Below are 11,926 nucleotides of genomic sequence, written 5' to 3' on the forward strand. Positions count from 1 at the left end.
TCTATTCAACAATCATCTGTGTGGACACTACGAACAAATCTGTTCTAAATCGTTAAGGAGGTGATCCAGCCCCAGGTTCCCCTAGGGCTACCTTGTTACGACTTCACCCCAGTCATGAATCACTCCGTGGTAAGCGCCCTCCCTAAGGTTAAGCTACCTACTTCTGGAGCAACCCACTCCCATGGTGTGACGGGCGGTGTGTACAAGGCCCGGGAACGTATTCACCGCGGCATTCTGATCCGCGATTACTAGCGATTCCGACTTCATGGAGTCGAGTTGCAGACTCCAATCCGGACTACGACGCACTTTAAGTGATTCGCTAACTCTCGCGAGCTTGCAGCACTCTGTATGCGCCATTGTAGCACGTGTGTAGCCCTACACGTAAGGGCCATGATGACTTGACGTCGTCCCCACCTTCCTCCGGTTTATCACCGGCAGTCTCCTTAGAGTTCCCGACCGAATCGCTGGCAACTAAGGATAGGGGTTGCGCTCGTTGCGGGACTTAACCCAACATCTCACAACACGAGCTGACGACAGCCATGCAGCACCTGTATCAGAGTTCCCGAAGGCACCAAACCATCTCTGGTAAGTTCTCTGTATGTCAAGTGTAGGTAAGGTTCTTCGCGTTGCATCGAATTAAACCACATGCTCCACCGCTTGTGCGGGCCCCCGTCAATTCATTTGAGTTTTAACCTTGCGGCCGTACTCCCCAGGCGGTCTACTTAATGCGTTAGCTTTGGAAAAGTTGTCCGAAGACCCCAGCTCCTAGTAGACATCGTTTACGGCGTGGACTACCGGGGTATCTAATCCCGTTTGCTCCCCACGCTTTCGTACATGAGCGTCAGTATTGACCCAGGTGGCTGCCTTCGCCATCGGTATTCCTTCAGATCTCTACGCATTTCACCGCTACACCTGAAATTCTACCACCCTCTATCATACTCTAGTTTGCCAGTTCGAAATGCAGTTCCCAGGTTGAGCCCGGGGCTTTCACATCTCGCTTAACAAACCGCCTGCGTACGCTTTACGCCCAGTAATTCCGATTAACGCTCGCACCCTCCGTATTACCGCGGCTGCTGGCACGGAGTTAGCCGGTGCTTCTTCTGTAAGTAACGTCACAGCTAGCAGGTATTAACTACTAACCTTTCCTCCTTACTGAAAGTGCTTTACAACCCTAAGGCCTTCTTCACACACGCGGCATGGCTGCATCAGGCTTGCGCCCATTGTGCAATATTCCCCACTGCTGCCTCCCGTAGGAGTCTGGACCGTGTCTCAGTTCCAGTGTGGCTGATCATCCTCTCAAACCAGCTAGGGATCGTCGCCTTGGTGAGCCATTACCTCACCAACTAGCTAATCCCACTTGGGCTAATCTAAGGGCGAGAGCCGAAGCCCCCTTTGGTCCGTAGACGTTATGCGGTATTAGCAGTCGTTTCCAACTGTTGTCCCCCACCCTAAGGCATATTCCCAAGCATTACTCACCCGTCCGCCGCTCGTCATCTTCTAGCAAGCTAGAAATGTTACCGCTCGACTTGCATGTGTTAGGCCTGCCGCCAGCGTTCAATCTGAGCCATGATCAAACTCTTCAATTAAAAGTTTTTTGTTTGAAGTAAACTTCAAACCATGCTCAATGAATTCTGATTTTGATTCTTTCGAATCGAATTGACTATGAAGTCACTCAGTTACATTTGAGGCTCTAATTTTTTTGCTCCTGAATCAAGAGCTGTTAGAACTCAACCTGTACGAGTGCCCACACAGATGATTGCTTCATATTTTTAAAGAACGTTGTAACTAACGCTTGGTTAGTTACCGCAGCCTTGCTGCGAAGTGGAGCGCCATAATAACGACTTCACTTTTTATGTCAACACTTAATTTTAAAAAGTTATTTAAGATTAAGTTTTATTTGACTCGACATCGTTTTGATTTGCTTTTCAGCGTCTCGCCCCGTGTCAGTGGGTGCGCATTATAGGGAGAATTTAAAAGCGCGCAACCCCTTTTTGCAATTAATTTTAAGAAATGTGTTCAACCGCTCAAAAAGAGAACAAAAGCACTGAAAACACCGTGTTTTTGTTTGTATTTTATACAAAACTTTCTTTTCAGGCCCTCGAAAACTAAAAAAGCAGGCCGGAGCCTGCTTTATAAAAGACCTATGACATGAATATTAGAACTTATATTCAATACCAAGACCTAAGTAATCTTCTTCTGTACCTTGGTCTTCATCAACTGTTGAGTAGAAGCCATATAGTTTTGTTGATTTATTTAGCTTGTGATCAATACCAACACTGAAACCATCTACATCTTTTGAATCTACTGCATCAAAGTCAATTGTTTGATATTGCACTTTAAAGGTGTTCTTACCGAAACCATATGCTGCATTTAATAAGAAGCCGTCAGCAGTACCTGTGCCGTCTACTTTTTCTTGCTTCTGATACATAGCACCTAATTTTAGTGCGTCAGTTGCTTTAAATTGACCTGTAACACGTAAAGCATCATAACCTTTCACTTCACTGTCACCGGCAACAGCAACATAATATTTAGATTTCTTAAGTGCTGAATCACCGTATGTGATTGCACCTGAGTAACCGTTTTCGCCATCTGTTTTATCTTCAGCAATAAAAGTAGCTAATACTTTAAAGCCATTGAAGCTTGCTGATTTGTATGAAACTGTATTACCTACGCGATTTTCACCTTTGAACAGGTTTTTCACGTCAGCTTCTAAATCATTGAATTGATCAATCTTACCTTGTGATAATTTAAAAGCGGTATCATTACGACCAATTACAACTTCACCAAAACCACCTTTTAAACCTACGTACTGGCTTCTCGCTGTGATATTGTCACTATCACCCTTTGAATCAGCATCAGATACATCAACTTGGAATTCAAGCTTGTAAATTACTTCTAGGCCACCATCTAGTTTTTCTGAGCCTTTAAAACCAAAGCGTGACGCATTGCTTTTAATTTCTGTCGCACTTCCTGCACCTTCATCGCTTGATTGAACAGATACATTCGCTTTACCGTATACATTAACATCAGCCTGAGCATTTGCAGATAACGCACCTAATACAGCAAGTAGAAGTGTTGATTTAACTAGTTTCATGTAATTTTCCTCAATATCGCAACACATGATGATTCAAAACAGCGCTAGTTTCTCAGCAGTTAATGACAGAAATATTACACGCAACATATTAGAGTCAATTAATTGCAAACAAACTGCATTAAAATGGTCATAAAAGTATGTTTCAGCTATAAATTATAGAAGAGTAATAAATTATTACTTAATTTATAAAATAATCTTTATGCCATTGCCGATGAGTAATTTTGTGTTGAATTGCTTAGTAGATAGGTTAAGGTTAATAATAAATGTATAGGTGAATTACCGAGCGAGTACTGAGTGACACGTCGAATCCTTATTATCGAAGACACCCCCACGATAGCCAGAGTGCAAAAGCATATAGCTGTTTCTGCTGGTTATGAAGCTGACATCGCTGAGTCATTGGCACAAACCAAACAGTTACTCGCCAACAACACGTACTTTTGCGCTGTTGTCGACTTTATCTTGCCAGACGCACCAAACGGAGAAGCAATTCACTATACTGTGAACTCTGATATCCCCACGATTGTCATGACTGGTAACCTAGACAATCAAACTCGTGAAACTGTCGAAAAATACCCAATCATCGATTACATCACTAAAGAGAATAAGCAAGCTTACCAATACCTCAAAAAACAACTGATCAGATTACCAAGAAATGAATATGTAAAAGTATTAGTTGTCGATGATTCTCGTCAGACTCGTAATTACATCAGTTCTCTATTAATGAGGCATAAATATAAAGTTCTCGAAGCATGTGACGGCATCGAAGCACTCAATGTACTAAAAGAAAATCCTGAGATTTCGGTGATCATCACAGACAATGAAATGCCAAATATGAATGGCGAAGACCTTTGTAGTGAAATACGACTACAATATTCTAATGATGAGAAAGCCATTATCGGTATTTCTAGCTCTAATGCATTACACCTTTCTGCTCGCTTTATAAAAAGAGGCGCAAATGACTACCTTCGCAAGCCATTTAACGCAGAAGAGTTTTATTGCAGGCTCAGCCAAAACGTCGATATGCTTGAATATATAGCCACAATAAAACGCCAAGCTAACTCTGATTATTTAACTGGCTTACCTAATCGTCGTTACTTCTTTGAGTTTACTAATAAGTCATTAAGACAAAAAGCCGCTTCAAATAATGAAGTGGGACTGGCCATGATAGATGTAGATCATTTTAAAGCTATTAACGATAACTATGGTCATGATGCTGGTGATGAAGTGCTAAAAGCCCTTGCTCAAGCATTTGACTCTCACTTCCCTGGTCAACTTACCGCTAGATTAGGAGGTGAAGAGTTTGCCGTTTATTTTGCTAATGATACGCAAGAAGAAAGTTTAGCTTTATTAGATAAATTTAGAGATTATCTAGATACACATAGCGCCGGATTAACCAAACACAATATTCACTTTACGGTATCAATTGGTGTTTGTAGAGCTGTTAGTAAAAATGTTGATAGTCTGATAAAAGAAGCTGATATAAAACTTTATGAAGCAAAGCATTCTGGCCGTAATAAAGTGATCAGTTAATTTAGAGTAAGTGGCTGGCATTGCAATGCAGCCACTTAAAATATTCTATTATTTCTTTTTGCTTGCCCTTAAGCTGTCCCAACTATACAAAGCCAATGCCCCCCAAATACAAGCAAATGTCACAGCTCGTTCAATTGAGAACTCTTCACCATACAATGTCACCGCCAAGGTAAACATGATACTCGGACCAAGATATTGAAACAGACCTAATGTGGAATAAGGTAGACGCTTCGCAGCGCCAATAAAACACAACAGAGGTAAGGTTGTCACCACACCTGCACTGACCAGCAATATATTTAAGATCACTTCATTATTAAACATATCTGAGCTAACTGTCGCAGGGGTCAAGTACCAATAGATAATTGCAAACGGCATTAAGATAAGTGCTTCGATTAGCAAGCCAGGTAGTGATTCTACTGGCATTTTCTTTCTCAAAAGCCCGTAGATTGCAAACGAGCTTGCCAACGCAAATGCCACAACAGGAAAAGAACCATACGCGATCACTTGTAATAACACCCCAAGTGAAGCAATCGCGACGGCGATGATTTGCCATTTTCTCAAACGCTCAGAAAGAAAAATTACACCAAGCAATACATTTAACAGTGGGTTTATGTAATAACCGAGACTCGCGTCGAGCATGTGATCATTATTGACGGCCCAAATAAACAACCCCCAGTTGAACCCGAGTAAAGTAGAGCTAACACAAAGCATCCCCAATAACTTTGGTTTCTTGATGACATGCTGGATCTGATGCCATTGCTTTGCAGCGAATACAATGAGAATTAAAAACAGCACCGACCAGATCACTCGGTGAGTCAAGATCTCTAGTGCAGCTATAGATTCGATCTGTTTAAAGTAGATGGGCGCCATGCCCCACATTAAAAATGCTAAGACAGCATAAAGGTAACCCTGTTGGGTCTGATTATTTAGCATCAACACGACTCAAAAAGTAAAAAACCATTATACCTTGCTAAGTTGGTTGCAAATAGACAGAAAATAGGAACTTACAGACATAACATGACAGCTGCGTGTAAACAGTCAAACACAACAGCGCAAATAAATTTACAGACAAGCTATGCAAAAGCCACTAAAATGCCCGCCATGAAATCAGACCCTATCTGCGAACATTCAACCCTTGCTAAGCAAGCATTAGAAGACACTTTTGGCTACAGCGAATTTAGAGCTGGCCAAGAGGCTGTAATTAATGCGGCATTAAGTGGACAAGATACGCTCGTCTTGCTGCCTACCGGTGGCGGAAAATCATTGTGTTATCAAATCCCAGCGCTTTTATTTGATGGCGCAACGGTAGTCATTTCACCTTTAATCTCATTAATGGAAGATCAAGTCTCTCAGCTTCAAGCTATTGGCGTTAGTGCAGCATACATCAATAACACCGTAGATTTTACGCAGCAAAATGCGATTTTTAATCAATTAGCTGAAGGAACATTAAAGCTACTCTATGTTGCACCAGAAAAAGCATTGCAGTTTGATTTTATTCAAAGATTAAAAAGCTTGAATATTCGCTTTTTTGCGATTGATGAAGCCCATTGTGTATCTCACTGGGGGCATGATTTCAGACCGCATTACCGTCGCTTAAGTGAACTCAAACAGCACTTTCCTCACTGCCCTATGATGGCCTTAACGGCGACGGCAGATATTGCAACACGCCATGATATTGCACACCAGCTTGGGTTAAATGCACCTTATATTCATACGGGCAGTTTTGACAGACCAAATATTCGTTACACCATTGAAGAAAAGTTCAAACCTCTTTCTCAGCTCATGCGCTATTTACGGGATCAAAAAGGCCAAAGCGGTATTATTTATTGCACTAGTCGTAAGCGTGTAGACGATATTTCAGAAAAGCTTGCCGAAGCTGGCTTTAATGTCGCCGCATATCATGCCGGAATGAGTAATGATCAGCGTCAATTTGTACAAAAAGCCTTTGCCAGAGACGATATCAATATTGTTGTTGCAACCGTCGCATTCGGTATGGGGATCAATAAATCAAACGTACGCTTTGTGCTGCATTACGATATACCTAAGAGTATTGAGGCTTATTACCAGGAGACTGGTCGAGCTGGTCGTGATGGACTTGCCGCTGAAGCCATCATGTATTTTGATCCTGCTGATATAGGACGAGTAAAACGCTTTTTTGAAGATATTCCTGACGAAGCAAGACGTAAAGTAGAAGAGCAACGCTTTCAGGCAATGGCAAACTTTGCAGAGGCGCAAACCTGCCGTCGACAAATATTACTTAATTACTTTAGTGAATATCAGAGAGAGCCTTGTGGCAACTGTGATATTTGTCTTAATCCACCGAAACGCTTTGACGGCACTTTAGTGGCACAACAAGCGCTATCTTGTGTGTACCGCGCGCAACAACGCTTTGGTTTAGGCTATATCGTCGACTTATTGCGAGGGGCAAACACCAGTAGAATTCGCGATAACGGACACCACGAATTAAGCACCTATGGTATAGGTAAAAGTCATAGCGTCGAGTATTGGCTGAGTATATTGCGTCAACTCGTTCATCATGGCTTGCTTGCTCAAGACATAACACAAGGCGCAAGCCTTAAACTGACAGAAGCAGCAAGAGCCGTATTACGTGGTGAATATGTATTGCAATTGGCCGAACCTCGCTTACAAGCTAAACACATCTATCAAGATAAGTTGGCGCAATTTAATTACGACAAAAAGCTGTTCGCTAAGCTACGTAGCTTACGTAAAGAACTCGCCGATGCCGATGATGTACCGCCATATGTGGTCTTTAACGATAAGACACTGGCAGAAATGGCGCAGAAAATGCCGACTGATGATGCTGAATTCTTAAATGTGTCAGGCGTTGGTTTTAGTAAACTCAGCAAGTATGGTGCACCGTTTATGCAACTTATCCGAAATTATTTAGCCGCGAGTTAATGATGACGAAAATTACCCTCAATACCGAATTTAACTTCCTGCAAATTATTCCAGAGTTTTTCCCCGATGCTGATGAATTTGAGCTTTGGGGGAGCATACTTTTATCTAACGATGAAATTACTCTACTTGAAACTTCGATTGGCGCAGATCGACATCAAATTCGATTTTGCTGGCAAACACAAAATTTTAATCTAAATTTTGAACACTACAGCGAGAGTTTATGGGTAAGCCCTGAAGGGGTTGAAGCCGAACTTTTACTTGAAAAACTGCAACTATTTTTGCTTTCTACCCTTTCATAATAATTAGACAGACCTCCATTTTTCTGCTTAATATAATGATATAAAAGAGGATAAACAGCAGGAGGAAGGTAGTGTTCACAAGGTATTGTCAGCCCGTATTGCTTTTATACTCTACATTTTTTATCAGTGGTACTGCATTTGCAGAACCAAGTATATTCGACTCTCAAGAAAACAGCTGCAGCAATCAACGCCAAGAAAGCAATGAAGACATCAACCTAAAGCGTCAACTCGACACTCAGCAAGTTTTCCCAAAAGAAGCTGATAACAAACGCATAACTAAAATCACTTTAAAACAATTAAATGTCTTCGATACTAGCTTACCAGAAGAAGATAACTTTTTATTTCGCTTTGCAAATCATGCGCACATTACCACTGAGCCAGAAGTTATTTTAAGCACCTTATTATTTAGCCAAGGTTCAAAATACGAGATTAAAGAATTAGAAGAGTCGGAACGATTATTACGTCAACAAAGCTACCTTTACGATGCTCGAATTTATGCAGAAGAGACGTGTGAAGACGAAGTGCATGTGACGGTTGTTACAAGAGATTTATGGACCTTACTTCCTGACATTAGCTTTAGTCGCAGTGGGGGTGAAAACTCCTCACGCCTAGGCTTTCGCGAAACAAATTTACTGGGTTATGGTAAAAGGCTTTCTTTTACAGCAACAGAGGACAAAGACCGAACAGGCTATTTATTTGTTTATGACGACCCTGCAATCCTGTCTAGCCGCTACCGAGGCCGTTTAGAGTATGCGGATAACTCAGACGGTGAAAGGCATTACTTAGGTGCATATCTACCGTTTTACTCAATAAAATCAACACATAGCTATGGTTTTTATACCTATGCCAACAAACGTATCGAGTCTATTTATTCTAGAAACGAAACTGTTTCTGAATTTTTACAAGACACTGAAATCACAGATGCTTATTACGGATTTTCAGTACAAGCCCCAAAACAATGGACACATAGATATATTGTCGGCCTACACAGCGAAAAACAAAACTTTGCTGCAACCCCTTATTCTTTTCTAGCAGTAGCGGAAAATCGAGCTGTCACTTACCCTTATTTGCAAGGACAATGGCTGCAAGATGACTATATTAAGGTGCGCAATTTTGATTCAATTTACCGTACAGAGGATTTAAATTTAGGTTGGAATATTCAGGCCAAGCTCGGCTACTCATCTAGCAACTGGGTAGATGATAGCAGTCATTTCATTTATCAATTTTCAGCAAGCAAAGCGCACTATACAACCGAGCGAAGCTTGTGGCGATTTAACACAAGTATTCAAGGCGAGTGGAATACTGATCAAAATGAAGCGCGAAACTTCATCAGTGCTGTAAACTTTCAATATTATCTTAATACCAGTATACAGCAGTCTTGGTTTGCCAATTTATCACTAAAGTATGCTAAAAATTTAACGGCTGATAACCAACTCGTATTAGGTGGCGAAACTGGGTTACGAGGTTACCCGCTAAACTATCAACAAGGTAGCCGAAGTGTTCTGCTGAATTTAGAAAAGCGATATTACTGGGAGTATGATTTACTACAATTATTCAAAGTCGGTGGCGCCATATTTTTCGATGCAGGTAAAGTTACCGGACAAGCTCAAGTTGAAACCAATAATTCACTGCTAAAAAATGTAGGGTTTGGTTTAAGGCTGGCACCAAGCAGAGCCAATGCCGGTACAGTTTTACACTTAGATGTCGCTGCGCCAATTGACCGAGAAGACAATATTGATAGCGTGCAGTGGTTATTTACAGTAAAGAATCGTTTTTAAGGTATTAGTAAAAGCGTTGTGTATATTCATGGCGCTCTCGGCAGGGATCGAACCTGCAACTCAGCTTCCGGAGAGCTACGTGATATCCATTTCACCACGAGAGCACACGAACGAGCCATATAGTAATGTCATTCACTTACAAATACTAGCATTTCACTTTCGGCTGATTAAATAACAAACTAAAATCGAAAATATTAATGCTTTTTAGCGATTTTTTGCATTTTTGACTATGCTTAGATTTTAATTTACCAGTATTATAGACAGCAAACTACTACGTTTTATTAACATAAAGCACCGTGTAATGCGGTAAAAACAACAATAAAAGCTTAACACATCAAGAGGAAGCTATTATGAGCCAAATGACCACGCAGCAAGTTGCTGAGTTTTTAGAAGTGAAAGTGGAAAGAGTGAAAAGACTTGCTCGTGAAAACCTGTTGATCGCTAGAGGCGAAGACGCACAAGGTGATCCGGTATTTGACCAAACTGACGTTGAAAAGTATAAGGAACTTGCTAAGCGTCTTGGTGGTATTTAAATTATTTCGATCGCTTTTAAGTGTTCAATATGTGAAGCAGCTTTTTCTGCTTCACCTCGTTCTTCATACCAAGCTATACATAACAGCAAATATACCACCCTAAAAGCAGTTAGCTTTCTGCTCGCATAACTAGGCATAATGTGCTTTTTTTGAATATAGTAAGCTTGCAACATATTCATTATCTGATCCTCTTTTAACTCAAAGCTAGTGACTAAAGCTGCTAGGTCGAAATAAATATCTCCTCGCGAAGCATATTCAAAATCAATAACCACCACTCCCGTATCTGAAGCAATGCAATTTTCTTTCACTAAATCATTGTGGCAAAAGCCGATGTCTTCAGGGAATCTCGAAAATGACCCCATTGCAAAATCAAATTCACGAGTGAATTTCAGCTTAAATAACTGATGCAAGCTATTTAAGGCCTGCTTTAAATTTAAGACAGTTGAAGTATTATTAACTGCAAGCTGGTGAATATGTGCAAGTATATGGGTGAGGTGAACAATAGCGTCTTTATCTAAGTCTTGCTGGAGCGCTTCAACATAATTAAATATAGCCGACTGGGTTGTTTGATCCCATGCAACAACCTTCTGTACATTGTCACTCCCCTGCGAGAGCCGAGTTTGTAAAAGTAAACTTTGTTTTGGGAAAGTACTTTGGTACAGCTTTAGTACGAACTTTTCTTGTTCAATGACAACTAAGTAATTTTTATTACTTAACCCATCCGTTAATTCATAGCTAGCTTCGACTTGCTGCTGAGGAAAAGTATCCTTTAAAAACTTTTCAACCCCACTTGGCAAGTCTCTCATATTAAAGGCTAGCAAGTGGCTGCCCGTTTCTTTGTTCATGTTCTTCGTACCAGCGTTTATAGCCCCAGCAAGCCATAAAGGTATAGAAGATAAATAAAACAAATGTTGGGTAGTACCCTTTTACAAAATAAAGATACATAGAAGCTGCATCAATAATGATCCAATACAACCAGTTTTCTAGCACTTTTTTAGCAACAAGGTAGGTCGTCATGACAGCAAAGCACGTAGTAAAACTATCTAAATAAGCTAATTCTGCATGAGTATAGTTATCCATTACAAAACCCATAATAATAGATATTAGCGTGGTGGCACCAATGATGAGCATATGCCGAGATAAGGACCAAGATACAATAGGCGCGACAACTTTTAATTGCCCCTGCTGCCACATTCGCCAACCGATCACTGCCATAATCATGTAGTAAACGTTTAACGCCGACTCCATAAGAAGCGCGCCATTCCAATACATAACCGTATAAATAAATGTACTAATAAAGGCCGCAGGCCAACACCATTGACTCTCTTTCACAGCAAGCAAAACATAAGCTAACGAGAGCAGCACAGCGATATATTCCCAGCCCGACATAGCGGTAAAACCAGAAAATGTGGCGCTTAAAAATTCAATCATTGTGGCGATAAATCTCCAGAAATAAACTTACAAACAAACACGATTTTGCCAAACTCTTCAAAAGAGCGTTTCATTTCTTGCTGTAGTACCGTCATAACCAAATCATATTCACCAAATACTTGGGTAGACATGGTGTTCGTTAACACCTTAAGTTCGGGATGTGTATTTAAGCGCTCAATAAAAGCTTTGATAAACGGGGTGTAATCAGAGTGAAGTGGATATTTGCTGATTTCAACAGATAGCTGCATGTCGTGACTCCTAATAGGTACTTGTCACTATTGTAGCGCGTGATAACGTTGAAATATAAGTAATAGATAAAAATAAATGAGCGCGATTAAACGC

Annotated in this window: 10 protein-coding genes, 1 tRNA gene and 1 rRNA gene; 5 read left to right on the top strand and 7 right to left on the bottom strand. The window is 40.8% G+C overall.

What is annotated here, in order from left to right:
- Nucleotides 1–53: 53 nt before the first annotated feature.
- Nucleotides 54–1,586 (bottom strand): 16S ribosomal RNA (locus ACH784_RS15440).
- Between the two features lie 569 nt (nt 1,587–2,155).
- Nucleotides 2,156–3,094 (bottom strand): porin, encoded by a 939-nt coding sequence (locus ACH784_RS15445; protein ID WP_404391684.1) that lies wholly within the window; start codon nt 3,092–3,094, stop codon nt 2,156–2,158.
- Between the two features lie 294 nt (nt 3,095–3,388).
- Between ACH784_RS15445 and ACH784_RS15450 the strand changes: the two genes are divergently transcribed.
- Nucleotides 3,389–4,624 (top strand): diguanylate cyclase, encoded by a 1,236-nt coding sequence (locus tag ACH784_RS15450; RefSeq protein ID WP_404391686.1) that lies wholly within the window; start codon nt 3,389–3,391, stop codon nt 4,622–4,624.
- A gap of 48 nt (nt 4,625–4,672) precedes the next feature.
- On the opposite strand, the gene rarD is transcribed toward ACH784_RS15450, so the two are convergent.
- Complete coding sequence (gene rarD, locus ACH784_RS15455) at nt 4,673–5,560, bottom strand: EamA family transporter RarD (RefSeq protein ID WP_404391688.1); 888 nt, start codon at nt 5,558–5,560, stop codon at nt 4,673–4,675.
- Between the two features lie 165 nt (nt 5,561–5,725).
- Between rarD and recQ the strand changes: the two genes are divergently transcribed.
- The 3 genes from recQ (at nt 5,726) to ACH784_RS15470 (ending at nt 9,620) form a co-directional block, all read left to right on the top strand.
- Nucleotides 5,726–7,543 carry a DNA helicase RecQ gene (gene recQ, locus ACH784_RS15460; protein ID WP_404395294.1) on the top strand — a complete coding sequence of 606 codons (1,818 nt, stop codon included), beginning with the start codon at nt 5,726–5,728 and terminating at the stop codon, nt 7,541–7,543.
- The gene (locus ACH784_RS15465) at nt 7,543–7,842 is read left to right on the top strand and encodes a DUF3630 family protein (RefSeq protein WP_404391690.1); all 300 of its coding nucleotides are present in this window, start codon (nt 7,543–7,545) and stop codon (nt 7,840–7,842) included. Before recQ ends, ACH784_RS15465 begins: the two co-directional genes overlap by 1 nt.
- A gap of 71 nt (nt 7,843–7,913) precedes the next feature.
- On the top strand, nt 7,914–9,620 hold the full coding sequence (locus ACH784_RS15470) for a hypothetical protein (protein ID WP_404391692.1): 1,707 nt from the start codon (nt 7,914–7,916) through the stop codon (nt 9,618–9,620).
- 29 nt (nt 9,621–9,649) lie between these two features.
- On the opposite strand, the gene ACH784_RS15475 is transcribed toward ACH784_RS15470, so the two are convergent.
- A tRNA-Arg gene (locus ACH784_RS15475) sits at nt 9,650–9,724 on the bottom strand.
- A gap of 246 nt (nt 9,725–9,970) precedes the next feature.
- On the opposite strand from ACH784_RS15475, the gene ACH784_RS15480 reads away from it, so the two are divergent.
- Nucleotides 9,971–10,153 carry a helix-turn-helix domain-containing protein gene (locus ACH784_RS15480; protein ID WP_404391694.1) on the top strand — a complete coding sequence of 61 codons (183 nt, stop codon included), beginning with the start codon at nt 9,971–9,973 and terminating at the stop codon, nt 10,151–10,153.
- Here the strand turns inward: ACH784_RS15480 and ACH784_RS15485 are convergent.
- From ACH784_RS15485 to ACH784_RS15495, 3 genes are read right to left on the bottom strand one after another with little or no spacing between them, the layout of a single operon-like run.
- Nucleotides 10,150–10,998, bottom strand: coding sequence for a phosphotransferase (locus tag ACH784_RS15485; protein ID WP_404391696.1), 849 nt, complete (start codon nt 10,996–10,998; stop codon nt 10,150–10,152). The genes ACH784_RS15480 and ACH784_RS15485 overlap by 4 nt on opposite strands.
- Nucleotides 10,961–11,581, bottom strand: coding sequence for a nicotinamide riboside transporter PnuC (pnuC, locus tag ACH784_RS15490; protein ID WP_404395295.1), 621 nt, complete (start codon nt 11,579–11,581; stop codon nt 10,961–10,963). Before pnuC ends, ACH784_RS15485 begins: the two co-directional genes overlap by 38 nt.
- Nucleotides 11,581–11,832: a hypothetical protein gene (locus ACH784_RS15495; RefSeq protein ID WP_404391698.1), complete on the bottom strand. Its 252-nt coding sequence runs from the start codon at nt 11,830–11,832 to the stop codon at nt 11,581–11,583. The genes pnuC and ACH784_RS15495 overlap by 1 nt, the downstream gene beginning before the upstream one ends.
- Nucleotides 11,833–11,926: the final 94 nt, after the last annotated feature.

Origin of the sequence: Pseudoalteromonas phenolica (assembly GCF_044788725.1) — a bacterium.
Classification (GTDB): Bacteria; Pseudomonadota; Gammaproteobacteria; order Enterobacterales; family Alteromonadaceae; genus Pseudoalteromonas; species Pseudoalteromonas phenolica_C.